This is a genomic window from Burkholderia ubonensis (genome assembly GCF_902833085.1).
In the GTDB taxonomy this organism is placed as follows: domain Bacteria; phylum Pseudomonadota; class Gammaproteobacteria; order Burkholderiales; family Burkholderiaceae; genus Burkholderia; species Burkholderia ubonensis.
Genome location: NZ_CADFEB010000012.1, coordinates 148,302 through 171,759, shown reverse-complemented (window position 1 = coordinate 171,759; position 23,458 = coordinate 148,302). Strand labels below are relative to the sequence as shown.

Annotated in this window: 22 protein-coding genes; 17 read left to right on the top strand and 5 right to left on the bottom strand. The window is 68.4% G+C overall.

Annotation, left to right across the window (positions count from 1 at the left end; all coding sequences use genetic code 11):
- Positions 1-30: 30 nt before the first annotated feature.
- A complete protein-coding gene (gene speE / locus HWX31_RS30900; RefSeq protein WP_174965884.1) occupies positions 31-888 on the bottom strand; it encodes a polyamine aminopropyltransferase in 858 nt (285 codons plus the stop codon).
- Positions 889-1,121: 233 nt separating this feature from the next.
- Between speE and tkt the strand changes: the two genes are divergently transcribed.
- The 4 genes from tkt to HWX31_RS30880 all read left to right on the top strand — a co-directional run bounded on the left by tkt (position 1,122) and on the right by HWX31_RS30880 (position 6,091).
- Entirely contained in the window at positions 1,122-3,194 is a 2,073-nt protein-coding gene (tkt, locus tag HWX31_RS30895; RefSeq protein ID WP_174965890.1) for a transketolase, read from the top strand.
- Between the two features lie 88 nt (positions 3,195-3,282).
- Positions 3,283-4,293 carry a type I glyceraldehyde-3-phosphate dehydrogenase gene (gene gap, locus HWX31_RS30890; RefSeq protein WP_010091320.1) on the top strand — a complete coding sequence of 337 codons (1,011 nt, stop codon included), beginning with the start codon at positions 3,283-3,285 and terminating at the stop codon, positions 4,291-4,293.
- Between the two features lie 616 nt (positions 4,294-4,909).
- Positions 4,910-5,245, top strand: coding sequence for a Maf family protein (locus HWX31_RS30885; protein WP_174965883.1), 336 nt, complete (start codon positions 4,910-4,912; stop codon positions 5,243-5,245).
- A 36-nt stretch (positions 5,246-5,281) separates the two neighbouring features.
- Entirely contained in the window at positions 5,282-6,091 is an 810-nt protein-coding gene (locus HWX31_RS30880; RefSeq protein ID WP_174965882.1) for a hypothetical protein, read from the top strand.
- Here HWX31_RS30880 and HWX31_RS30875 read toward each other — a convergent pair.
- Positions 6,063-6,974, bottom strand: coding sequence for a LysR family transcriptional regulator (locus tag HWX31_RS30875; RefSeq protein WP_174965881.1), 912 nt, complete (start codon positions 6,972-6,974; stop codon positions 6,063-6,065). The two genes, HWX31_RS30880 and HWX31_RS30875, sit on opposite strands and share 29 nt — an antisense overlap.
- A 161-nt stretch (positions 6,975-7,135) precedes the next feature.
- Here HWX31_RS30875 and HWX31_RS30870 point away from each other — a divergent pair, with 161 nt between their 5' ends.
- Together HWX31_RS30870 and HWX31_RS30865 are read left to right on the top strand one after the other, a co-directional pair.
- Positions 7,136-7,909 carry an SDR family NAD(P)-dependent oxidoreductase gene (locus HWX31_RS30870; protein ID WP_059729309.1) on the top strand — a complete coding sequence of 258 codons (774 nt, stop codon included), beginning with the start codon at positions 7,136-7,138 and terminating at the stop codon, positions 7,907-7,909.
- A gap of 11 nt (positions 7,910-7,920) precedes the next feature.
- Positions 7,921-8,979 carry an L-idonate 5-dehydrogenase gene (locus HWX31_RS30865; protein WP_174965880.1) on the top strand — a complete coding sequence of 353 codons (1,059 nt, stop codon included), beginning with the start codon at positions 7,921-7,923 and terminating at the stop codon, positions 8,977-8,979.
- Positions 8,980-9,067: 88 nt separating this feature from the next.
- Here HWX31_RS30865 and HWX31_RS30860 read toward each other — a convergent pair whose 3' ends face one another.
- Positions 9,068-10,276 carry an MFS transporter gene (locus HWX31_RS30860; protein ID WP_174965879.1) on the bottom strand — a complete coding sequence of 403 codons (1,209 nt, stop codon included), beginning with the start codon at positions 10,274-10,276 and terminating at the stop codon, positions 9,068-9,070.
- Between the two features lie 189 nt (positions 10,277-10,465).
- Here HWX31_RS30860 and cynR point away from each other — a divergent pair, with 189 nt between their 5' ends.
- A complete protein-coding gene (cynR, locus tag HWX31_RS30855) occupies positions 10,466-11,362 on the top strand; it encodes a transcriptional regulator CynR (RefSeq protein ID WP_174965878.1) in 897 nt (298 codons plus the stop codon).
- A 117-nt stretch (positions 11,363-11,479) separates the two neighbouring features.
- Here the strand turns inward: cynR and HWX31_RS30850 are convergent, their stop codons facing one another.
- Positions 11,480-12,202, bottom strand: coding sequence for a FadR/GntR family transcriptional regulator (locus tag HWX31_RS30850; RefSeq protein ID WP_080400549.1), 723 nt, complete (start codon positions 12,200-12,202; stop codon positions 11,480-11,482).
- A 214-nt stretch (positions 12,203-12,416) separates the two neighbouring features.
- Between HWX31_RS30850 and HWX31_RS30845 the strand changes: the two genes are divergently transcribed.
- The 3 genes from HWX31_RS30845 to HWX31_RS30835 all read left to right on the top strand — a co-directional run bounded on the left by HWX31_RS30845 (position 12,417) and on the right by HWX31_RS30835 (position 15,370).
- Positions 12,417-13,745, top strand: a complete 1,329-nt coding sequence (locus tag HWX31_RS30845) for a C4-dicarboxylate transporter DctA (RefSeq protein WP_174965877.1) — start codon at positions 12,417-12,419, stop codon at positions 13,743-13,745.
- Between the two features lie 78 nt (positions 13,746-13,823).
- A complete protein-coding gene (alc, locus tag HWX31_RS30840; protein ID WP_174965876.1) occupies positions 13,824-14,831 on the top strand; it encodes an allantoicase in 1,008 nt (335 codons plus the stop codon).
- A 14-nt stretch (positions 14,832-14,845) separates the two neighbouring features.
- Positions 14,846-15,370, top strand: a complete 525-nt coding sequence (locus HWX31_RS30835) for an ureidoglycolate lyase (protein ID WP_059611394.1) — start codon at positions 14,846-14,848, stop codon at positions 15,368-15,370.
- 83 nt (positions 15,371-15,453) lie between these two features.
- On the opposite strand, the gene fur is transcribed toward HWX31_RS30835, so the two are convergent.
- Positions 15,454-15,882: a ferric iron uptake transcriptional regulator gene (gene fur / locus HWX31_RS30830; protein ID WP_010091326.1), complete on the bottom strand. Its 429-nt coding sequence runs from the start codon at positions 15,880-15,882 to the stop codon at positions 15,454-15,456.
- A 142-nt stretch (positions 15,883-16,024) separates the two neighbouring features.
- Between fur and HWX31_RS30825 the strand changes: the two genes are divergently transcribed.
- The 7 genes from HWX31_RS30825 to holA all read left to right on the top strand — a co-directional run bounded on the left by HWX31_RS30825 (position 16,025) and on the right by holA (position 23,368).
- Positions 16,025-16,822 carry an outer membrane protein assembly factor BamE gene (locus HWX31_RS30825; protein WP_175934002.1) on the top strand — a complete coding sequence of 266 codons (798 nt, stop codon included), beginning with the start codon at positions 16,025-16,027 and terminating at the stop codon, positions 16,820-16,822.
- A 65-nt stretch (positions 16,823-16,887) separates the two neighbouring features.
- A complete protein-coding gene (gene dapB / locus HWX31_RS30820) occupies positions 16,888-17,685 on the top strand; it encodes a 4-hydroxy-tetrahydrodipicolinate reductase (RefSeq protein ID WP_174965967.1) in 798 nt (265 codons plus the stop codon).
- An 18-nt stretch (positions 17,686-17,703) separates the two neighbouring features.
- Positions 17,704-18,372, top strand: a complete 669-nt coding sequence (locus HWX31_RS30815) for a MotA/TolQ/ExbB proton channel family protein (RefSeq protein WP_174965968.1) — start codon at positions 17,704-17,706, stop codon at positions 18,370-18,372.
- A 27-nt stretch (positions 18,373-18,399) separates the two neighbouring features.
- A complete protein-coding gene (locus HWX31_RS30810) occupies positions 18,400-18,861 on the top strand; it encodes an ExbD/TolR family protein (RefSeq protein WP_174965969.1) in 462 nt (153 codons plus the stop codon).
- Positions 18,862-19,057: 196 nt separating this feature from the next.
- Positions 19,058-21,652: a leucine--tRNA ligase gene (gene leuS, locus HWX31_RS30805; RefSeq protein ID WP_174965970.1), complete on the top strand. Its 2,595-nt coding sequence runs from the start codon at positions 19,058-19,060 to the stop codon at positions 21,650-21,652.
- 38 nt (positions 21,653-21,690) lie between these two features.
- Entirely contained in the window at positions 21,691-22,242 is a 552-nt protein-coding gene (locus HWX31_RS30800) for an LPS-assembly lipoprotein LptE (RefSeq protein WP_174965971.1), read from the top strand.
- A gap of 19 nt (positions 22,243-22,261) precedes the next feature.
- A complete protein-coding gene (holA, locus tag HWX31_RS30795) occupies positions 22,262-23,368 on the top strand; it encodes a DNA polymerase III subunit delta (RefSeq protein ID WP_174965972.1) in 1,107 nt (368 codons plus the stop codon).
- Positions 23,369-23,458 lie beyond the last annotated feature (90 nt).

The window sequence follows — 23,458 nt, the reverse complement described above, 5'->3', positions numbered from 1 at the left end:
TGCATGGGGAAAGCGGAACGGCGCGACAGCTCAGCGGCGCGCGCCCAGTGTATCGCGCAGCGCGCGCGGCAACGCGAACAGCGCCGGGTGCAGCCGCGCGTCGTAGTAGCGCAGCCCTTCGACGCCGCGGCTCGCGAGGCGTTCCTCGATGTCGTGCATGAACAGCGATGCGGCGTCGAGCGTGTCGCTCGCGATCGCCATCAGCCACACCGAGCCGTACAGCGGTACGTGCGCGGACAACGGATCGACGAACGCGAAGCTCGCGCGCAGGTCGGCGAGCAGCGCGGCGATGCGCGCCGCGTGAAAGACCGGCGAGCCGAGATGCATCGTGATCGCGCCGCACGGCGTCAGGATCCGCTTGAGATGCTTGTAGAAATCGCGCGTGTAGAGGCCGGCCGCCGGGGACTCCGGCGGCGTGAGATCGAACACGACGAGATCGAAATGCTCGACGGTCGATTCGACGAAGTGCGCGGCGTCGCCGATCACGACCTCGACGCGCGGGTCGTCGAGCGCGCCCTGGTGCACGTCGTCGAGGAAGCGGCGCGCCATGCCGACGACCTCGTCGTCGAGCTCCGCGACCACGATCCGCTCGATGCACGCGTGCTTGAGCAGCTGGCGCGCCGCGCCGCCGTCGCCGCCGCCGAGCACGAGCGCCTTGCGCGGCGCGGGATGCGCGAGCGCGGCCGGGTGGGTCATGCATTCGTGGTAGATGTACTCGTCGCCGACCGACGTCATCGGCCGGCCGTCGAGCGTGAACAGTCGGCCGAGCTGTGGGGTCTCCCACACCTCGATCTGCTGGTGCGGGGACGCGACGTGCGCAAGCCGCCGCGCATGCGGAAAGCCGTAGGCGGAGTCGGGCGTCGGGTGAAAGAGAAGCGTCGTGCTCACGGGCGGGGCGGACAGTTCCAACGTCTGAATTATAGAGGGCGTACAGAGGGGGCGAAACGGACAGCGGGAAGTTTGACGGAAAACCGTGCCGGAACGCCGACCGTTCGGAAGGGAAATGCCGGCCCATCTGGTAAAATAATGCGCTTTGCAGCCCTGTCCGTTGGCTCCGTCCGCTTCGCGTCCACCCTGGCGCCGCACTGCGCGCCGGGAGCGGCTGACTAGCGAGCTTCCGGATACCGCACGTGCCCCGTTTTCTCGACTCGATCTCCGGACTCGACATGACGACTTCGTCTCCCGCCTCCACCACCCTGATGGCCAACGCGATCCGCGCGCTCGCGATGGATGCCGTCCAGCAAGCGAATTCCGGCCACCCCGGCATGCCGATGGGCATGGCCGAAATCGGCGTCGCGCTCTGGTCGCGCCACCTCAAGCACAACCCGGCGAACCCGCACTGGGCCGACCGCGACCGCTTCGTGCTGTCGAACGGCCACGGCTCGATGCTGCTGTACGCGCTGCTGCACCTGACCGGCTACGACCTGCCGATGGAAGAGCTGAAGAACTTCCGTCAGTTGCACTCGAAGACGCCGGGCCACCCGGAATACGGGATCACGCCGGGCGTCGAGACGACCACCGGCCCGCTCGGCCAGGGTCTCGCGAACGCGGTCGGCATGGCGCTCGGCGAAGCGCTGATGGCCGACGAGTTCAACCGCGACGGCGCGAAGATCGTCGATCACCACACGTACGTGTTCCTCGGCGACGGCTGCCTGATGGAAGGCATCTCGCACGAAGCCTGCTCGCTCGCGGGCACGCTGAAGCTGAACAAGCTGATCGCGCTGTACGACGACAACGGCATCTCGATCGACGGCGACGTCGTCAACTGGTTCCACGACGATACCCCGAAGCGTTTCGAGGCATACGGCTGGAACGTGATCCCGAACGTGAACGGCCATGACGTCGACGCGGTCGACGCGGCGATCGCGAAGGCGAAGCTGTCGGACAAGCCGACGCTGATCTGCTGCAAGACGGTGATCGGCAAGGGCGCGGCGACCAAGGCCGGCGGCCACGACGTGCATGGCGCGGCGCTCGGCGCGGAAGAAATCGCGAAGACGCGCGAGGCGCTCGGCTGGAAGTGGGAGCCGTTCGTGATTCCGCAGGAAGTCTACGCGGCGTGGGATGCGAAGGAAGCGGGCAAGCGCGGCGAGTCCGACTGGGACGCGGCGTTCGCGCAATACCGTGCGAAGTATCCGGCGGAAGCGGCCGAATTCGAGCGCCGGATGGCCGGCAAGCTGCCCGCCGACTGGGCGGAGAAGGCGAAGGCGATCATCGCCGGCGCGAACGAGCGCGGCGAAACCGTCGCGACCCGCAAGGCGTCGCAGCAGGCGATCGAAGGGCTCGCCGCAGTGCTGCCCGAACTGCTCGGCGGCTCGGCCGACCTGACCGGCTCGAACCTGACCAACTGGAAGGCGTCGAAGGCGGTTCGTGCGAATCCGGAAGGCCCGGGCGTCAAGCTGGGCAACCACATCAACTACGGCGTGCGCGAATTCGGCATGAGCGCCGCGATCAACGGCCTCGCGCTGCACGGCGGCCACAAGCCGTTCGGCGGCACGTTCCTGACGTTCTCCGACTACAGCCGCAACGCGCTGCGCGTCGCCGCGCTGATGAAGGTGCCGTCGATCTTCGTGTTCACGCACGACTCGATCGGCCTCGGCGAAGACGGCCCGACGCACCAGTCGATCGAGCACGTGTCGAGCCTGCGCCTGATTCCGAACCACGACGTGTGGCGCCCGGCCGACACGGTCGAGACGGCCGTCGCGTGGACCCACGCGGTCGCCGCCGATCGTCCGTCGAGCCTGATCTTCAGCCGCCAGAACCTCGCGTTCAACCCGCGCACCGACGCGCAGATCGCGAACGTCGAGAAGGGCGGCTACGTGCTGAAGGACTGGGACGAGGAGATCGTCGCGCGCAAGATCATCCTGATCGCGACGGGCTCGGAAGTCGAGCTCGCGATGAAGGCCGTCGAGCCGCTCGCGCAGCAGGGCATCGCCGCACGCGTCGTGTCGATGCCGGCGACCACCGTGTTCGACCGCCAGGACGCCGAATACCGTGAACGCGTGCTGCCGCACGGCGTGCGCCGCGTCGCAATCGAAGCGGGCGTGACGAGCTTCTGGCACAAGTACGTCGGCCTGGAAGGCGGCGTGGTCGGGATCGACACGTTCGGCGAATCGGCGCCGGCCGGCGTGCTGTTCAAGCACTTCGGCTTCACCGTCGACAAGGTCGTCGAGACGGCCAAGGCCGTGCTGGCCTAAAAGCATTCGCGGCGCGCGCGTTCCCCACGCGCGCGCCGCACCGTGAAGCTGCACGAAACGAATTTTTTTCAGCCATCAGGAGATAGACATGACGATCCGCGTCGCAATCAACGGCTACGGCCGCATCGGCCGCAATACGCTGCGCGCGTTCTATGAAAACGGCAAGAAGCACGATCTCGAGATCGTCGCGATCAACGACCTGGGCGACGCGAAGACCAACGCGCACCTGACCCAGTACGACACCGCGCACGGCAAGTTCCCGGGCGAAGTGTCGGTCGACGGCGACTACCTGGTCGTCAACGGCGACAAGATCCGCGTGCTGGCGAACCGCAACCCGGCCGAGCTGCCGTGGGGCGAGCTGGGCGTCGACGTCGTGATGGAGTGCACGGGCTTCTTCACGACCAAGGAAAAGGCGAGCGCGCACCTGAAGGGCGGCGCGAAGAAGGTGATCATCTCGGCGCCGGGCGGCAAGGACGTCGACGCGACGATCGTCTACGGCGTGAACCACAACGTGCTGAAGGCCGAGCACACGGTCATCTCGAACGCATCGTGCACGACGAACTGCCTCGCGCCGCTCGTCAAGCCGCTGAACGACAAGATCGGCCTCGAAACCGGCCTGATGACGACGATCCACGCGTACACGAACGACCAGGTGCTGACGGACGTCTACCACGAAGACCTGCGCCGCGCGCGTTCGGCCACGCACAGCCAGATCCCGACCAAGACGGGCGCGGCTTCCGCGGTCGGCCTCGTGCTGCCGGAACTGAACGGCAAGCTGGACGGCTACGCGATCCGCGTCCCGACCATCAACGTGTCGATCGTCGACCTGTCGTTCATCGCGAAGCGCGACACGACGGTCGAGGAAGTCAACGCGATCATGAAGGAAGCGTCGGAAGGCGCGCTGAAGGGCATCCTCGGCTACAACGACGCGCCGCTGGTGTCGATCGACTTCAACCACAACCCGGCTTCGTCGACGTTCGACGCGACGCTGACCAAGGTGTCGGGCCGTCTCGTCAAGGTGTCGAGCTGGTACGACAACGAATGGGGCTTCTCGAACCGCATGCTGGATACGGCAGTCGCATTCGCGAACGCGAAGTAATCCCGCACGCGCACGGCCGCCGCAAGGCGGCTGGCGCGGCGCTCGGGCCCGGTTCGGCTTCTGGCCGGCCGGGCTTTTTTGTTGTCTTTTGCGAATTGCCGGAACAGGCAACATCGATTCTGGGGAACAGGCCGGTGCCGTGAGCGTAGCCGCAGACCATACGCTTTATGACCCCCGGACACGCTTGCCGATGGCCTCGAACTGACCGGTGTGCATCGGCGCGCGTCAAAAAAGAATGTGGTCTCGCTCACGCCCGGCAACGAGACGAAATTCAGCTTCCCCGATGGCGGCGAGAGAACGGCGAACGTCTGTCGAGCGACAGTCAACGACCATCCCCTCGATACTCTGGTGCCTGACGACGGAGCGCCTGCGGGTACCGCATCGCCGGACCCAGAACGCCATCGCGAAGGGGCTGGGTGCCGCGCCGCCGAATCCGCCAACATGTACTGGTCCAGCAAAGGCACGCCTTGCGAGCAGGAAAGACGAAAACGCTACCCCGCCCGTTATGAACACTTCGACAAGATCGCCAAGCAATTTCTGCCGCGCGTCAGCGGCCGTCATCGTGTCCGCGTTGCTGGCGTGCGGTTGTGCGTCAGGTGCATTGGGAGCAAGCAGCATGTCAAAACCATTTCCGCCGGGCGCGCAGGATCCGCACGCGCCTCACCCTGGTTCGATCTCCGTGAAGTACGCATGGAACGGTTCGACGGAGACCTGGAAGGCCGCCGAATTGCCGGAGTCGTTCGTATTTCGCTGCAGCGATGCGAACGGGCATTCCGTCGCGCGGGATCACGCTGCGTGGTGTATTGCTGTCGTCGAAATCGAGACCGTTTCGGTCGATCAGGCTGGCCGGCCAGCCGAGCCGACGGTAGCCCATTCGATCTCGAGCTCGCTCTACGGACCCGGTCATACCTTCCTCGAGCAGGTGACGTCTGGACCCTCAAGCACGAAATGACTCCAGGCGAAATGATGCATGTCCGCGGGAATCTCCATGACCGATGATCTCTCCGTCTACACGGTTCAACCGAACGACACATTGAGCGCTATCGCCGTTTGCGCAAGGCATATTGTCTGGTCCGACCTACAAGGAAAACGACTACGACGGCAAGATGAAGGCCAATTTCGACGTATTCGAAAAGGCGGATGCCGACAAGAAAAAGGGAAAGTGATGAAGCGATTCTTGTTGGGATGGGCGGCGGCCGCGGCTCTGATGGCGGTGGGGGGCGCAGGCGCCGACGAATTGCGCGCGGGCGTCTACGAATTGCGCAGCGTGCCGGGTGCGCAGCTTGACTATCGGAAGGTCTACGTCGCGGTCGACAAGGGGGCGGTGACCGGCTATTTCGACAACCCGTTCACGGCGCCGGCCGTGAACAATCCGGATCGGGATCCGACATGCCGTTTCCTGCTGAAAGGGGGGGCGGAGAAGGGCGGTGCGGTCAGTCTCGCCACATATTTCGCGGGTGAACGGGGCGGGCGGATAAGCGTTTCGTCACGCGATCGCGGCGTATGGAACGTGCGAGTCGACGGAGATCTGCCCAATTGCGAAGTGCCGACTATCGAAAGCGGGGATTTCCTGACGTTCAAGGCGAGCCGAAACTGGATCGGCTTCGCGACGGTTGCCAGTAAGCGGGCGCCGCTCTATATGGCTGCGCAGGATTCTGCACGCAGCAAGGCCTATGTCGTGAACGGCGACGTCGTCGCCGTGCTCGTGAGGCAAGGCGACTGGGTTCAGATCGATTACTTTGCGCGCGGCAGCGACGTGGTCCGCTGGATCAAGCGGAGCGACCTGCGCGACGATTGACCGGCGCAAGCGCAACTTGCTCGACGGCATCGACGAAAGCCCGCTTGAGCTGGCTGTCGAGATCGGTCCACGCGAGGCCGATGCCGGTGCGGTGTCCGCCGAGATCGAGCGGCCGCGCGAGCACGTTCGGCGGCAGCGCGCTCGCCGCTTCCGCCGGGATCAGCCCGATCCCCATTCCCGCCGCGACGAGCGCGAGCATCGTCGTGAACTCGCCGAACTCCTGCGCGATTTCGAGCGTCGTGCCAGCGCGGCTCAGCGCGAGCAGCATGTCGTCGTGGAAGCCCGGCGCATAGCGCCGCGCGAGCACGAACGCTGGATGGCCGCGCAGGTCGGCCGGCGCGATCGCGTCGCGCGCGGCGAGCGGATGCTCGAGCGGCAGCGCGACGATGAACCCTTCCTCGAGCACCACGCGCGTGTCGATGCCCGCATACGCGGCCGGCAGGCGGATCATCCCGAAGTCGATCCGGCGGTCGCGCAGCGCCGCGACCTGGTCGGGCGTCGGCATGTCCTTCAGTTCGAGCGTGATCAGCGGGTAACGCGCACGCATCTCGCGCAGCACCGCCGGCAGCAGCACCGGCAGCACCGATGACACGAACGCGATGCGCAGCGTGCCGATCTCGCCGCGGCTCGACAGCCGCACGATCTGCTCCGCGCGTGCGGCCTGCTGCAGCGTCGCGCGTGCCTCCGGCAGGAACAGCCGCCCGGTGTCGCTCAGTTCGACCTTGTGCCGGTCGCGCTCGAACAGCCGCGCGTCGAGTTCCGCCTCGAGCGCCTTGATCTGCATGCTCAGCGCGGACTGCACGATGAACAGGCGCTGCGCGGCGCGCCCGAAATGCAGTTCTTCCGCGAGGGTGACGAAGGCGCGCAGTTGCTTGAGTTCCATGGGCGGCGGGCCGAAGGGCGACGGAAATCCGGTGATCGGATTCCATGATAACCACATCAAAAAAGACCATTGGCGCAGTGCCAGGGCAGGGACCGAAGATACGGTCAGCGCGAGACCGGCCGCGATGGGCGGCCGGCTCGCCCGGCACCGAGGAGACAAACATGACGAACGCGCTTGACCGGTTCCGCCTGGACGGCCGCCGTGCGCTGATCACCGGATCGGGACGCGGGATCGGGCTGACGCTCGCCCGCGGCCTGGCCGAAGCGGGGGCGGCGATCGTCATCAACGATCGCGATGAGGGCAAGGCGGCGTCGCTCGCGCGCCAATTCCGCGAGGAAGGCTTCACGGCCGACTATGCGGTGTTCGACGTGACCGAGCATGGCCAGGTGCGTGCGGCGATCGACGATTTCGAGGCGCGCGTCGGCGCGATCGACATCCTCGTCAACAATGCCGGCATTCAGCGCCGCGCGCCGCTCGACACGTTCGATCCCGACGACTGGCACGCGCTGATGCGCGTGAACCTCGACGGCGTGTTCAACGTCGCGCAGGCGGTCGCGCGCCACATGATCGCGCGCGGGCACGGCAAGATCATCAACATCTGCTCGGTGCAGAGCGAGCTCGCGCGGCCGTCGATCGCGCCGTATGCGGCCACCAAGGGCGCGGTGCGGATGCTGACGAAGGGCATGTGCGCGGACTGGGCGCGCCACGGCATCCAGGCCAACGGCCTCGCGCCCGGCTATTTCGAAACCGAACTGAACCGGGCGCTGGTCGACGATCCCGAGTTTTCCGGCTGGCTGTGCAAGCGCACGCCGGCCGGCCGCTGGGGGCGCGTCGACGAGCTGTGCGGCGCGGCGATCTTTCTGGCGTCCGCGGCATCCGACTTCGTGAACGGCCAGACGCTGTTCGTCGACGGCGGCATGACGAGCGCCGTATAAGGAGAACCATCATGCGCATGCGTTGCATGTGTCTCGTGATCCACGGGCCGAACGACCTGCGGCTCGAGGAGCAGGACCCGGGCGAGATCGGCCCGGGCCAGGTGCGGGTCGACGTCGCGATGGGCGGCATCTGCGGGTCCGACCTGCATTATTTCCGGCACGGCGGCTTCGGGACGGTGCGCCTGCTGCAGCCGATGGTGCTCGGGCACGAGGTGGCCGGCACGGTGGCCGCGGTCGCGCCGGACGTGACGTCGGTGCAGATCGGCGACCGCGTCGCCGTCAATCCGAGCCGGCCGTGCGGCGCATGCCGCTACTGCGCCGAAGGCTTGCCGAACCAGTGTCTCGACATGCGCTTCTACGGCAGCGCGATGCGGATGCCGCACGTGCAGGGCGCGTTCCGCAATGCGCTGGTGTGCGACGCGCGCCAGTGCGTGAAGGTCGCGGACCACGTGCCGCTGTCGCTCGCCGCGCTCGCGGAGCCGTTCGCGGTCGGCCTGCACGCGGTGTCGCGCGCCGGTCCGCTGATCGGCCGCCGCGTGCTGGTGTCCGGCTGCGGGCCGATCGGCGCACTGGCCGTGGCGGCCGCCCGCGCGCACGGCGCGGCGGAAGTGGTCGCGACCGACGTCGTCGACGAGCCGCTCGCGATCGCGCGCGCGCTCGGCGCCGACCGCACGATCAACGCGGCAACCGATACGGCGTGGGTCGCGCGCCATGCCGCGGACAAGGGCACGTTCGACGTGATGATCGAGTGCTCGGGCAACGCGCGCGCACTGCGCGACGGGCTCGACGTGATGCGCCCGCGCGGCGTCGTCGTGCAGCTCGGCCTTGGCGGCGACGTGAGCCTGCCGCAGAACGTCGTGGTCGCGAAGGAGCTGACGATCTGCGGGTCGTTCCGCTTTCATTCGGAATTCGCGCTGGCCGTGCAGCTGATCAACGAAGGCCGCGTCGACCTGCGGCCCGCCGTGACCGGTGTGTTCCCGATGCGCGACGCGGGCCGCGCGTTCGAGCTGGCGGGCGACCGGCGGCGCGCGATGAAGGTGCTGATCGATTTCGCGGACGAAGCGGCGTGACGCCGGCGGGGCGGATGGGTGGTCGGGCGGCCGTCATCCGGTCCTGCGCGATCCCGCGACGGATTGCGTCCTGCCGGCGGGCGTCGCGCTACTGCGTCGCCTGCCTTGCGCCGACGCGCTGCGACGCAAGCCAGAGCGCGATCAGCGCGCCCGCCAGCACCGCGCCCGCGGCGCACACGCCGCGCCAGCCGTCGGCGCCGAACGCGACGCTCGCCGCGAACGAGCCGAGCGCGCCGCCGATGAAATAGCTCGTCAGGTAGATCGTCGTCACGCGGCTGCGCGCGTTGCCGGCGAGCGCGTAGATCACGCTCTGGTTCGAGATGTGCATCCCCTGCACGCCGACGTCGAGCAGCAGGATCCCGGCGATCAGCGCCGCGAGCGAGTGCGCGCCGGCGGCGATCAGCGCGAACGACGCGAGCACCGCGGCGGCGAACAGGCCCGTCGCCGCGTTGCCGTGCCCGCGGTCGACGAGCCGCCCCGCCGACGTCGCCGCCAGCGCGCCGACCGCCCCGACCACGCCGAACAGGCCGATCCGGCCTTCCGTATAGCCGTAGGGCGGCTGGCTGAGCAGGAACGTGAGGCCGGTCCACAGCAGGCTGAAGCACGCGAACACGAGCGCGCCGTAGGCGGAGCGCAGCGCGATCAGCGGCTGCGCGCGCACCAGCGCGGCGAGCGACTTCATCAGCGCCGCGTAATCGACGAGACCGAGACGCGCATCGCGGCGGTCCTTCGGCAGCTTCGCCGTGAGCACGCCGGTCAGGCCCAGCACCATCAGCGCGGCGATCGCGTACACCGCGCGCCAGCCGAGCCAGTCGGCGATCGCGCCGGCCGCGACGCGCGCGAGCAGGATGCCGAGCAGCAGGCCGCTCATCACCGTGCCGACTGCGCGGCCGCGCGTGCGCGCGTCGGCGAGCGACGCGGCGAACGGCACCAGGAGCTGCGTCGAGCAGGTGACGAAGCCGAGCGCCACGTTCGCGGCGATGAACGCATGGAAGTTCGTGCTGCACGCGACGGCCGCCAGCGCGACGACGTTCAGCACGAGCAGCCGCACGATCAGCGTGTGGCGGTTGAGCGCGTCGCCGAGCGGCACGATCAGCAGCAGGCTCGCCGCATAGCCGAGCTGCGTGAGCGTGACGAGAAAGCCGAGCTCGGCCGGCGTGCGCCCGAAGCTGTGCGCGATCGCGGCGAGGAGCGGCTGCGCGTAATAGATGTTGCCGATGACGATGCCGCACGCGCAGGCAAACAGCAGCGTCATGCCGCGCGTCAGGGTGGGGTTGGTGTCGTGGTGCGGGTTCATCTTTCCGGAAATTGGCGGCGCGGGTTACGGGAAACGGGCCGGCGCGGTTGCCGCGTTCGCGGGCCGCACCGATGCGGCGGGCGGGCACGGCGTGCCGGTATGGAAGCGCGTATGATGCGGACATCCGGCCATAGCGTCCAAGACTGGCTTGTTATGGTTTCGATTGGTCAAACCAATACCTGATTCGCGATGCTGCTCCGCCACATCCGCTATTTCCTAGCCGTCGCCGAACAGCGCAATTTCACGCGCGCGGCCGAGGTGCTGCACGTGTCGCAGCCGACGCTGTCGCAGCAGATCCGCCAGCTCGAGGATCAGCTCGGCGTGCAGTTGTTCGACCGCTCGGGCCGTGCCGTGTGGCTCACCGAATTCGGCGAGGCCTACGCGCGGCATGCGCGCGCCGCGTTGCACGAGCTCGACGCGGGGCAGCGCGCGGTGCATGACGTCGCGGACCTGAGCAGCGGGTCGCTGCGGCTCGCGATGACGCCGACCTTCACCGCGTACCTGATCGGCTCGCTCGTCGATGCGTTCAACACCGCGTACCCGAACGTCACGCTGACGATCGACGCGATGCCGCAGGAGCGGATCGAGGCGCTGCTCGCCGACGACAGGCTCGACGCCGGATTCGCGTTCACGCCCGCGCGGCTGCCGGACATCGACGCGACGCCGCTGTGGGACGAATCGCTCGTGCTCGTGGCGGGCCGCACGCACCGTCTCGCGCGCCGCCGCCGCGCGCTGACGCCGGCCGAGCTCGGCGACGAGCCGCTGATCCTGTTGAGCCGCGCGTTCGCGACGCGCGCGAGCATCGACCAGTATTTCGTCGATCACGGCGCGCGGCCGCGCATCGCGATCGAGGTGAACGCGATCAACGCGATTCTCGAGCTGGTGCGGCGCGGCCGCCTTGCGACGGTGCTGCCGGACGCGATCGCGCGGGCGAGCGGCGATCTGTGCGCGCTGAAACTCGATCCGCCGCTGCCGACGCGCACGGCCGCGCTGCTGACGCGCAAGGGCGCTTACCGCAGCGTCGCGGCGCGCGCATTCGCCGAACGCACGCTCGCGCATGGCGATGCGCAGGCGCGCGGGCGTTAGCGGACGTTGGTTGACGTTGGTGGGTTTGGCCGGAACGCGCGCGGAGACCGAAAAGACTGAAGCGCGCCGCAAGCGCCCGAAGTGCCGCAAAGGCGGAACACCCGCCCGACCGGCGGCTCAGGCGCCCGGCGTCGGGAAGAACACGCCCGCGCGCTGCGCGGCGTTCGAGATGTGCGTCTCGATCGCCGCGCCGGCGGCGTCCGGGTCGCGCGCGATCAGCGCGTCGACGATCGCGCGGTGCTCGTGCCACGTCGAGAACAGCAGCTCGCGCCGGTAGAACGGCATCCGCTGGCTTTCCTTCATGATGTCGGCGCTGCTGCGCAGGATCGATTCGATCGCCGCGTTGCCGGCCACGTTGACGATCCGCATGTGGAATTCGAAGTCGAGCTGCGACGCGTCGTCGAGCGCGCTCTCGGTCAGCGCGACGTGCAGCTCGGCGAGGTTGTCCTCGAACCACGCGATGTCGTCGTCGGTGACGACGCGCGCGGCCATCCGCGCGGCGAAGCCTTCGAGCGCATAGCGCATCTGGTAGGTGTCGGGCGGCGACGACTGCTCGGCGAAGCGCCACGCTTGGCCGGTGCTCGCCTGCGCGCTTTCGACGTAGACGCCCTTGCCCGCGCGGATGCGCAGCATCCCGAGCGCCTCGAGCGTCGACAGCGCCTCGCGCAGCGACGCGCGGCTGATCTCCAGCTCCTCGGAAAGCTGGCGCTGGGCCGGCAGCAGGCTGCCGACCGGATACACGCCTGCCTCGATCCGGTCGCGGATCGTCGCGATGGCGGCGTCGGTCACGGTGTGCGGAACGTTCTTCATGATGCGAATGATGGCCGGTCTGACCGGCATTGTAATCCGCACATGCGCGGTGCATCGCCGGCCTACGGGAAAGTCACGATCCGGCTCGCGCTCCGGCCCCGCCGGAGGGGCTGGAAAGGGGCGGGAAATCCCTATTTTGTTCTTCCTTGACTCGACTATATCGGCTTCCTACTATCGTCCATAACATCACTGGTCTTACCAGTATGAACAGACGAAACTGCAACCGTTGGTTCGGGAGAGCGCCGTGTCGAAATTCCTCAATTCGCTGTTTGGCCGGGTAGTCGTCGCATTGGTCCTCGGGGTCGCGCTAGGCGCGTTCTTCCCGCATTTCGCGGAGTCGCTGCGGCCGCTCGGCGACGGTTTCCTGAAGCTCATCAAGATGGTCATCGGCCCGATCGTGTTCTGCGTCGTGGTCAGCGGGATGGCCAATGCGGGCGACCTGAAGAAGGTCGGCCGGGTCGGCCTGAAGGCCGTCGTCTACTTCGAGGTGATGACCACGCTCGCGCTCGGCATCGGGCTCGTGCTTGCGTGGCTGACGCGCCCGGGCGTCGGCATGAACATCGACCTGCATTCGCTCGACGCGGCGTCGCTCGCGTCGTACGCGAAGAACGCCGAGAGCCTGAAGGACACGGCCGGCTACCTGATGAAGATCATCCCCGACACCGCGCTCGACGCGTTCGCGAAGGGCGACATCCTGCAGATCCTCGTGTTCGCGGTGCTGTTCGGCTCGGCGCTGTCGCTGCTCGGCGACAAGGCGAAGCGCGTCAACTCGCTGATCGAGGAGCTGTCGCACGTGTTCTTCCGCGTGATCGGCTTCATCATCAAGCTCGCGCCGCTCGGCGTGCTCGGCGCGATCGCGTTCACGACCGGCAAGTACGGCGTCGCGTCGCTCAAGCAGCTCGGCTACCTCGTCGCGGTGTTCTACCTGAGCTGCATCGTGTTCGTCACCGTGGTGCTCGGCATCGTGATGCGGCTCGCCGGCTTCTCCGTGTTCAAGCTGATCCGCTACCTGCGCGAGGAGCTGTCGATCGTGCTCGGCACGGCGTCGTCGGACGCGGTGCTGCCGCAGGTGATGCGCAAGCTCGAATACCTGGGCATCAAGGACTCGACGGTCGGCCTCGTGATCCCGACCGGCTATTCGTTCAACCTCGACGGCTTCTCGATCTACCTGACGCTCGCGGTGCTGTTCATCGCGCAGGCCACCAACACGCCGCTGTCGACGCACGACCTGATCGTCGTGCTGCTGGTGTCGCTCGTCACGTCGAAGGGCGCGCACGGGATTCCCGGCTCGGCGATCGTGATCCTCGCGGCGACGCTGTCGGCGATTCCCGCGATTCCCGTCCTCGGCCTCGTGCTGATCCTGCCGGTCGACTGGTTCGTCGGCATCGCCCGCGCGCTGACCAACCTGATCGGCAACTGCGTCGCGACGGTCGTCGTCGCGGTGTGGGAGAACGATATCGACAAGGCGCGCGCGAAGCGCGTGCTGAACCGCGAACTGCGCTACGTGCCGGTCGAGGAGGAGGATGTCGCGGGCGGCTCGCCGCTCGCCGGCGACCAGGCCCACGCGATCTGAGCGCGCTTCGACCCGCATTCCCGACATACCGCCGGCGCCTCGACGCGCCGGCGTTCCAGCCAGAATTGAGGAGACGACATGGCAGCCCCCGTTCTCGATCCGAACGCGCCGGCCTTCACGCGGCGCTACATGAACCTCGCCGATCCGCGCCTCGGTGCGAAGGCCCTCCACGCGAGCGACGAGTTCTTCGCGCCGAAGGAGCGCATGCTGAACCCGGAGCCGGCCGTGTTCATTCCCGGCAAGTACGACGACCACGGCAAGTGGATGGACGGCTGGGAGACGCGTCGCAAGCGCACGACCGGCCATGATTTCTGCGTGATCCGGCTCGCGCGGCCGGGCGTGATCCACGGCGTCGATCTCGATACCAGCCACTTCACCGGCAATTTCCCGCCGGCCGCGTCGATCGAAGGCTGCTTCGCCGACACGGACACGCCGCCCGACGGCGCCGAATGGCGCCCGATCGTGCCCGCGACGACGTTGCAGGGCAATAGCCACCATTACGTCGACGTGACCGATCCGCGGCCCTGCACGCACCTGCGCGTGAACCTGTACCCGGACGGCGGGCTCGCGCGGCTGCGCGTGTACGGCCAGCCGCAGCGCGACTGGAGCCGCGCGCCGCACGGCGAGCTGACCGACCTCGCGGCGGCCGAGCACGGCGGCTACGTGGTCGCCGCGAACAACCAGCACTTCGGCGCGGCGTCGCAGATGCTGATGCCGGGGCGCGGTGTGAACATGGGCGACGGCTGGGAAACCCGCCGCCGCCGGGAGCCGGGCAACGACTGGGCGATCGTCGCGCTCGCGCGGCCGGGCGTGATCCGCCGCGTCGAGGTCGACACCGCGTTCTTCAAGGGCAACTTCCCGGACCGCTGTTCGCTGCAGGCCGCCTACGTCGCGGGCGGCACCGACGAGTCGCTGGTCACGCAGGCGATGTTCTGGCCCGAACTGCTCGGCGAGCAGAAGCTGTCGATGGACCACGTCCACACGTTCGACCAGCTGGCGGCGCTCGGCCCGGTCACGCACGTGCGCTTCAACATCTTCCCGGACGGCGGCGTGTCGCGCCTGCGTCTGTGGGGCGAACCGGCCTGACGGAGGGGAAGGACATGAGCGGACCGCACATCCTGCGCGTCGAGCGCCTGACCCGCGACGCGTTCGCGCCGTTCGGCGACGTGATCGCGCTCGACGGCGCCCGGCATTTTCCGATCAACGGCGGCACGACCGAACGGTTCCACGACCTCGCGACGATCGACGTATGCGAGGACGGCGGGCGCCCGCTCGTCAGCGTGTTCCGCGCGCAGCCGCGCACGCTGCCGATCGCGATCACGATGATGGAGCGCCATCCGCACGGCAGCCAGGCGTTCATTCCGCTCGCGGCGGTGTCGCGCTATGCGATCGTCGTCGCGCCGGCGGGCGAGTTCCGGCCGGACGCGATGCGCGCGTTCCTGGCGGAAGGCTGGCAGGGCGTGAACTACGCGAAGGGCGTCTGGCACCATCCGCTGCTCGCGCTCGATGCGGTGAGCGACTTCGTCGTCGTCGATCGCGGCGGCGCGCAGCCGAACTGCGACGAGATTCCGCTCGACGCCGCCTGGCGGCTCGAACTGGCGCCGGCCTGCGCAAGCGCGGCCTGACCGGCGCCGGAACGCGCCCCGAAAGACGACGGCCCGGCCGGCGCAATGCCGGGCGGGCCGTCTCCCATGCGCGTGCGCGCGGATCAGTGCTTGCGGTGCGGGCAGTTCTCGGTCGTGCACGAGCCGTACATCGCGAGCGAGTGCTCCTGGAGCTTGAAGCCGCGTTCCCGCGCGATCGACTGCTGGCGGCTCTCGATCTCCGCGTCGAAGAACTCCTCGACCCGGCCGCAGTCTAGGCACACGAGGTGGTCGTGGTGCGAGCCCTCGTTCAGCTCGAACACCGCCTTGCCGGACTCGAAGTTGCTCCGTGTCAGCAGGCCGGCCTGCTCGAACTGCGTCAGCACGCGGTAGACCGTCGCGAGCCCGATGTCGAGCTGCTCGTTGAGCAGGTTGCGATAGACGTCTTCGGCCGTCAGGTGGCGGACGGGGCTTTGCTGGAAGATCTCGAGAATCTTGAGGCGCGGTAGGGTGGCCTTCAGCCCGATATTCTTGAGATCCGTCGGATTGGTCATGGCTAGGCATCCCTAGAGTACAATGCAGGGCTTCAATGTTACCGGCTTTTCGCCGTTACAGAAACACGCGCGGCCTGCCAGGCGGGCCAGCACGGTGAGGGAAATGATTCCAGAATCTCTTTCGCACTTTCAGAGGAGCCGCATGCGGAGTGTCATCATCGCTGCCGCCGCCGTTGCTGCGCTGGCTGGTTGTTCGTCGTACGACAGCGTGACGCAGCGCATCGCGCAGCGCATCACGCCCTACCGGATCACGGTCGTGCAGGGTAACTTCGTGTCGCAGGAGAAGGCGTCGCAGCTGCAGACCGGGATGACGCGCGAGCAGGTGCGCGCGCTGCTCGGCACCCCGCTGCTCTCGGACATGTTCCACGCCGACCGCTGGGATTACCTGTTCTACTTCAAGCGCGGCTCGACGGCCGTCGTCCAGCAGCGCGATCTCGTCCTGACGTTCTCGGGCGACCGCCTCGCAGGCTGGACGGGCGCCGACAACCTGCCGTCGGAGCTCGACCTGCTGGCCGACATCGACGGCGACAAGCGCGGCAAGAAGGCGAAGCAGTCGGCTGCGACCGCCGCTGCCGCGAGCGGCGCGAGCGCGGTGCAGGCGGCCGCCGCACCGGCGGCGGTCGTGGTGCCGGAAGCGGCGAGCGCCGGCGCCGTCGCCGACCAGGACGCGAACGCGCAGGCCGCGCGCGCGGCCAACCGCGCGACCAGCCAGGTGTCCGGGCAGGGCGGGTCCTCGCGGCGCTTCACGCCGTCCGCGCACGCGTCGGCCGCCGCGCCGGTGCCGGGCGGGCAGCCGCCGGGCGCGAACCCGACGATCCAGCCGCAGTTCCAGTTCCATCGCCCGCCGCAGCCGACCGTGCCGAACGAGGCAGCGCCGCCCGTCGGCCCGCAGGGGTCCGATGCGCTGCAGAATCAGCCCGTCAGCGCGCCGGCGCAATAAGCGCGCGGCGCACGGAAACGGGGCGGCATGCGCCGCCCGCTCTTGACCCTCTCGTGTAGAAAGCCATGAAGATTGCGATTGCCGGGGCGTCGGGCCGCATGGGCCGGATGCTGATCGAAACCGTTCTTAACGATTCCGACGCGCAGCTCGTCGGCGCGCTCGACCGCGCCGGCTCGCCGCATCTCGGCCAGGACGCGGGCGCGTTCCTCGGCAGGGAAACCGGCATCCGGCTGACCGATGACATCGACGCCGTGTTCGCGCAGGCCGACTACCTGATCGATTTCACGCGTCCGGAAGGCACGATCGCGCACGTCGAGGCCGCACTGCGCCACGACGTGAAGCTCGTGATCGGCACGACCGGCTTCACCGACGAGCAGAAGGCAACGCTGCGCACCGCGTCGGACCGGATCGGCATCGTGTTCTCCGCGAACATGAGCGTCGGCGTGAACGTCACGCTGAAGCTGCTCGAATTCGCCGCGAAGCACTTCTCGCACGGCTACGACATCGAGATCATCGAGGCCCATCACCGTCACAAGGTCGATGCGCCGTCGGGCACCGCGCTGATGATGGGCGAAGCGGTCGCCGGCGCGCTCGGCCGCTCGCTCGACGACTGCGCGGTATACGGCCGCCACGGCGTGACGGGCGAGCGCGATCCGTCGACGATCGGCTTCTCGGCGATCCGCGGCGGCGACATCGTCGGCGATCACACCGTGCTGTTCGCCGGGATCGGCGAGCGGATCGAGATCACCCACAAGTCGTCGAGCCGCGTGTCGTACGCGCAGGGCGCGCTGCGCGCGGTGCGCTTCCTGTCGGCGCGCGGCGCCGGCCTGTACGAGATGCAGGACGTGCTCGGCCTGCGCTGACGCGCGCCGGACACTCCGATGGCGATTCCCACCGGCGTCATCCACTACCTCGAAAGCGGCGATGCGGTCACGCACGCCGTCGCCTACGTGCTGGCGGCGATGTCCGTCGCCAGCTGGTGCTTCCTCATCGTGAAGGCCTGGCTGCTGGTCCGTGCGAAGTGGCAGGGGCCGGGCGCGCTCGCCGCGTTCTGGCGGGCGCCGACGCTCGACGCGGGCATCGCGGCGCTCGCCGGCGCCGATCGCGAGCGCGTGTTCGTGCCGCTCGCCGAAGCCGCGCGCGACGCGGCCCACGACCACGACCCCGCTGCGCTGGCCGCGCGCGTCGAACGCAGCGAGCGGGTGCTGCGCGCGCTGCGCCATGCGATGCTGCGCTCGCAGCGGCGGCTCGAGTTCGGCCAGGTGCTGCTCGCGTCGATCGGCAGCACCGCGCCGTTCGTCGGGCTGCTCGGCACCGTCTGGGGCATCTATCACGCGCTCGGCAGCATCGCCGCGAGCGGGCAGGCGCAGATCGAGAGCGTCGCGGGGCCGGTCGGCGAGGCGCTGATCATGACCGCGTTCGGGCTCGTGGTCGCGATCCCGGCCGTGCTCGCGTACAACATCCTCGGGCGGCTCGTGCGCCAGCTCGCCGAGGAGCTCGACGGCTTCGCGCGCGACCTGCACGTGTTCGTGTGCGCGGGCGACGCCTGACGCGCGCTTTCCGAAAAAGGGGCAGCCATGGCATTCGGCGGACTGGAGCACCACAAGACGTCCGCGCCGATGGCGGAGATCAACATGACGCCGCTGATCGACGTGATGCTCGTGCTGCTCGTCATTTTCATCGTGACCGCGCCGCTGATGACGCATGCGATCCGGCTCGATTTGCCGAAGGTCGCGGCCGAAGCCGCGCGCGACACGCCGCAGGCCATCACGCTGTCGATCGACGACGCGGGCAAGCTCTATTGGGACGACACGCCGGTCGCGCTCGACGCGCTGCCGGCGCGGTTCCGCACGGCCGCCGCGGGCGGCGCGCCGCCCGAGCTGCGGCTGCGTGCGTCGCGCGCGACGCGCTATGACGTGATCGCGCAGGTGATGGGCGCGGCGCAAGCCGCGGGCCTCGCGCGGATCGGCTTCGTGACCGACCTGCCGACGCCGCAGCGCGGTTCCGCCGCGCCGCCTGCCGTGCCGGCGAACCGCTGAGCGGGCCGGGGCCTGCCACACCGCCGGCGCGAACGGGCGCGACCCGCGAGACCGGCCGTGCGGGCCGGCGCGGACGGTATAATCGTCGTTTTTCCCCGGTTGGCAGATATTCTCCAGGTAACCCGGGCAAGCACGAATTTCGATCCACTCCCGCGCGTGTCCGTCACGCCGCTTAAAGCCTAGTCCGAACCACACCATGCACGAGAGATACGTACCCGCCGACGTCGAAGCCGCCGCCCAGCGCGACTGGCGCGCAGCCGATGCTTACAAGACGAAGGAAGACTCGCAGAAGCCGAAGTTCTACTGCGTGTCGATGCTGCCGTACCCGTCCGGCAAGCTGCACATGGGTCACGTGCGCAACTACACGATCAACGACGTGATGTACCGGTATCTGCGGATGAACGGCTACAACACGTTGATGCCGATGGGCTGGGATGCGTTCGGGATGCCGGCCGAGAACGCCGCGATGGCGAACGGCGTGCCGCCCGCGAAGTGGACCTACGACAACATCGACTACATGAAGGGCCAGATGCAGTCGATGGGCCTCGCGATCGACTGGTCGCGCGAGATCGCGACCTGCAAGCCCGACTACTACAAGTGGAACCAGTGGCTGTTCCTGAAGATGCTCGAGAAGGGCATCGCGTACAAGAAGACGGGCACCGTGAACTGGGACCCGGTCGACCAGACCGTGCTCGCGAACGAGCAGGTGATCGACGGGCGCGGCTGGCGCTCGGGCGCGCTCGTCGAGAAGCGCGAGATCCCGATGTACTACCTGCGCATCACGCAGTACGCGGACGAGCTGCTGAACGACCTCGACGGCCTCGGCTGGCCGGAGCGCGTGAAGATCATGCAGCAGAACTGGATCGGCAAGAGCTTCGGCGTGAACTTCGGCTTCCCGTATGAACTCGACGGCGAGCAGAAGCTGCTGCGCGTGTTCACGACCCGCGCCGACACGATCATGGGCGTGACGTTCTGCGCGATCGCGGCCGAGCACCCGCTCGCGACGCGTCTCGCGCAGGGCAAGCCGGAACTGCAGGCGTTCATCGATGAATGCAAGCGCGGCGGCGTCGCCGAGGTCGACATGGCGACGATGGAGAAGAAGGGCGTCCCGACCGGCTTCACGGTCAAGCATCCGCTGACGGGCGAGCCGGTCGAGGTGTGGATCGGCAACTACGTGCTGATGAGCTACGGCGAAGGCGCGGTGATGGGCGTGCCCGCGCACGACGAGCGCGACTTCGCGTTCGCGAAGAAATACAACCTGCCGATCAAGCAGGTGATCGCGGCCGAAGGTCAGACGTATTCGACCGACGCGTGGCAGGAGTGGTACGGCGACAAGGACGTCGCCGTGTGCGTGAACAGCGGCAAGTACGACGGCCTGAACCATGGCGCGGCGGTCGACGCGATCGCGGCCGACCTGAAGGCCGGCGGCTTCGGCGACAAGCAGGTCACGTGGCGCCTGCGCGACTGGGGCGTGTCGCGCCAGCGCTACTGGGGCACGCCGATCCCGATCATCCACTGCCCGTCGTGCGGCGACGTGCCGGTGCCGGAGCAGGACCTGCCGGTCGTGCTGCCGGAAGACCTCGTGCCGGACGGCTCGGGCAACCCGCTCGCGAAATCGGAAGCGTTCCTGAACTGCGCATGCCCGAAGTGCGGCGCGGCCGCGAAGCGCGAGACCGACACGATGGACACCTTCGTCGATTCGTCGTGGTATTTCTCGCGCTACACGGCGCCGGATGCCGACACGATGGTCGACGCGCGCACCGACTACTGGATGCCGATGGACCAGTACATCGGCGGCATCGAGCACGCGATCCTGCACCTGCTGTACTCGCGCTTCTGGACCAAGGTGATGCGCGACCTCGGCCTCGTGAAGTTCGGCGAGCCGGCGAAGAACCTGCTGACGCAGGGCATGGTGCTGAACGAGACGTTCTACCGCGAGGATGCATCGGGCAAGAAGACCTGGTACAACCCGGCCGACGTGACCGTCTCGTTCGACGACAAGGGCCGCCCGGTCGGCGCGACGCTGAACGCCGACGGCCAGCCGGTCGTGCTCGGCGGCATCGAGAAGATGTCGAAGTCGAAGAACAACGGCGTCGATCCGCAGGTGCTGATCGACCAGTACGGCGCGGATACCGCACGCCTGTTCACGATGTTCGCCGCGCCGCCCGAGCAGCAGCTCGAGTGGTCGGGCTCGGGCGTCGAGGGCGCGAGCCGCTTCCTGCGCCGCGTGTGGAGCTTCGGCGCCGCGAACCGTGAAGCGCTCGCGGAGCGCGCGGCGTTCGACGCGGGCAAGCTCGGCGACGCCGACAAGGCGCTGCGCCGCGAGATCTACGGCGTGCTGAAGCAGGCCGACTTCGACTATCAGCGCCTGCAGTACAACACGGTCGTGTCGGCCACGATGAAGATGCTCAACGCGATCGACGGCGCGAAGGGCGCGACGCCCGCCGTGCTGCGCGAAGTGTACGGCGTGCTGTTGCGCGTGCTGTATCCGGTCGTGCCGCACATCACGTTCGAGCTGTGGAAGACGCTCGGCTATGCGGACGAATTCGGCCCGCTGCTCGACGCGCCGTGGCCGAAGGTCGACGAGGCTGCGCTCGAGCAGGCCGAGATCGAACTCGTGCTGCAGGTGAACGGCAAGGTGCGCGGCGCGCTGAAGGTCGCGAAGGACGCGAGCCGCGAGGCCATCGAGGCCGCGGCGGTTGCCGACGAGGCGTTCGCGAAGTTCGGCGAGGGCAGGCCGGCGAAGAAGATCGTCGTCGTGCCGGGCCGCCTCGTGAACATCGTCGTCTGAGGGCCGGCAGGCCCTCGGCGAATTCTGAAGGAGCGAAGGTGATCCGCAGATCGTTTTTGATGCTCGTCGGCAGCGCGGTCATGCTGTCGGGATGCGGTTTCCAGTTGCGGGGTCAGCAGGACTACGCGTTCAAGCACCTGCTGGTCGCCGGCGCGCCGGCGCCCGTCGAGGCGCGGCTCACGCGCCTCGTCGAGGCCGGCAGCGACACGAAGATCGTCAAGGTGCCGGACGATGCAGACGCGGTGCTGCGCATGTCGGAGTCGCGCGGGCAAGGTACGCTGACGCTGAACCGGTACGGCGCGGTCGCGGAATACGTGCTCAACTATTCGTTGGGCTACACGCTGACGAGCAAGGACGGCACGGTGCTGATTCCGCCGAGCGTGATCGCGCTGAACCGCGCGATGACGTACAGCGACCAGTTCACGAACGCGAAGGCGCAGGAAACCGAGATCCTCTTCGGCGACATGCAGCGGGACGCGGTCGACCAGCTGATGCGCCGTCTCGCGATCGTGCATTCGCTGAATCCGGCGCCGCAAGACGTGGTGCCGGGCGTCGCGCCGCGCGCGCCGCTGCCGCCGCCGCCGCTGTGAAACGCGGGCGCACGAACCGATGCAACTGCGACTAGACGCGCTGGAGCCGCACCTCGCGAAGGGGCTGGCCGGGCTCTACACCGTATTCGGCGACGAGCCGCTGCTCGCGCAGGAAGCGTGCGACCGGATTCGCGCCGCCGCGCGCGCGGCCGGCTTCACCGAGCGCTCGGTGCACACCGTCGAGCGCGGCTTCGACTGGAGCCTGCTGCTCGGCGCGACCCAGGCGATGTCGCTGTTCGGCGAGCGCCAGCTGATCGAGCTGCGCATTCCGTCGGGCAAGCCCGGCAAGGAAGGCGCCGACGCGCTGAAGGCGCTCGCCGCCGCGAACAATCCGGACGCGCTGGTGCTCGTCACGCTGCCGCGCCTCGATGCGGCGACGCAGAAATCCGCGTGGTTCACCGCGCTCCTGAACGGCGGCGTCGCGCTGAAGATCGACCCGGTCGACCGCGCGCAGTTGCCGAACTGGATCGGCCAGCGCCTCGCGATCCAGGGGCAGCGCGTCGCGGCCGGCGAGGATGGCCGGCGCGCGCTGCAGTTCATTGCGGAGCGCGTCGAGGGCAACCTGCTCGCCGCGCACCAGGAAATCCAGAAGCTCGGCCTGCTGTATCCGCAGGGCGCGCTGTCGTTCGAGCAGGTGCACGACGCGGTGCTGAACGTCGCCCGCTACGACGTCTTCAAGCTGAACGAGGCGATGCTCGCCGGCGACGCCGCGCGGCTCGCGCGGATGATCGACGGCCTGAAGGGCGAGGGCGAGGCGATCGTGCTCGTGATGTGGGCGGTCGTCGAGGAACTGCGCACGCTGCTGCGGATCAAGCGCGGCGTCGCGGCCGGCAAGCCGCTCGCGACGCTGCTGCGCGAGAACCGCGTATGGGGGCCGCGCGAGCGGCTGGTCGGCCCCGCGCTCGGCCGCGTGACCGAAGCCGCGCTCGAGAAGGCGCTGGCGTTCGCCGCGCGGCTCGACCGGCAGGTCAAGGGCCTGTCCGCGGTGACGCCGGGCCGGCGCACGCAGGACGAGCCGCCGCCCGATCCGTGGGACGGCCTGTTCCAGCTCGCGATGACGGTCGCGGGTGCGCAGGGTGCGCAAGGCGAGCGACCGCCGACCGCGGGTCGCGGCGTGCGGCGCTAAGTCCCGCCTGCGGCGCCAGCGCGCCGTCCGCAACCCGCATACAATTGCTTCGACGGCCGGCGCGGCAGCGCCGCGCGCTTCCCGATGATT

Coding starts and splice junctions, on each gene's coding strand:
- holA (WP_174965972.1), top strand. CDS start 22,262: ATGCAACTGCGACTAGACGCGCTGGAGCCGCACCTCGCGAAGGGGCTG.
- HWX31_RS30815 (WP_174965968.1), top strand. CDS start 17,704: ATGGCGATTCCCACCGGCGTCATCCACTACCTCGAAAGCGGCGATGCG.
- fur (WP_010091326.1), bottom strand. CDS start 15,882: ATGACCAATCCGACGGATCTCAAGAATATCGGGCTGAAGGCCACCCTA.
- alc (WP_174965876.1), top strand. CDS start 13,824: ATGGCAGCCCCCGTTCTCGATCCGAACGCGCCGGCCTTCACGCGGCGC.
- HWX31_RS30850 (WP_080400549.1), bottom strand. CDS start 12,202: ATGCCGGTCAGACCGGCCATCATTCGCATCATGAAGAACGTTCCGCAC.
- HWX31_RS30885 (WP_174965883.1), top strand. CDS start 4,910: ATGTCAAAACCATTTCCGCCGGGCGCGCAGGATCCGCACGCGCCTCAC.
- gap (WP_010091320.1), top strand. CDS start 3,283: ATGACGATCCGCGTCGCAATCAACGGCTACGGCCGCATCGGCCGCAAT.
- HWX31_RS30825 (WP_175934002.1), top strand. CDS start 16,025: ATGCGGAGTGTCATCATCGCTGCCGCCGCCGTTGCTGCGCTGGCTGGT.
- HWX31_RS30875 (WP_174965881.1), bottom strand. CDS start 6,974: ATGGAACTCAAGCAACTGCGCGCCTTCGTCACCCTCGCGGAAGAACTG.
- dapB (WP_174965967.1), top strand. CDS start 16,888: ATGAAGATTGCGATTGCCGGGGCGTCGGGCCGCATGGGCCGGATGCTG.
- HWX31_RS30835 (WP_059611394.1), top strand. CDS start 14,846: ATGAGCGGACCGCACATCCTGCGCGTCGAGCGCCTGACCCGCGACGCG.
- HWX31_RS30810 (WP_174965969.1), top strand. CDS start 18,400: ATGGCATTCGGCGGACTGGAGCACCACAAGACGTCCGCGCCGATGGCG.
- HWX31_RS30880 (WP_174965882.1), top strand. CDS start 5,282: ATGACCGATGATCTCTCCGTCTACACGGTTCAACCGAACGACACATTG.
- HWX31_RS30870 (WP_059729309.1), top strand. CDS start 7,136: ATGACGAACGCGCTTGACCGGTTCCGCCTGGACGGCCGCCGTGCGCTG.
- HWX31_RS30860 (WP_174965879.1), bottom strand. CDS start 10,276: ATGAACCCGCACCACGACACCAACCCCACCCTGACGCGCGGCATGACG.
- cynR (WP_174965878.1), top strand. CDS start 10,466: ATGCTGCTCCGCCACATCCGCTATTTCCTAGCCGTCGCCGAACAGCGC.
- HWX31_RS30865 (WP_174965880.1), top strand. CDS start 7,921: ATGCGCATGCGTTGCATGTGTCTCGTGATCCACGGGCCGAACGACCTG.
- leuS (WP_174965970.1), top strand. CDS start 19,058: ATGCACGAGAGATACGTACCCGCCGACGTCGAAGCCGCCGCCCAGCGC.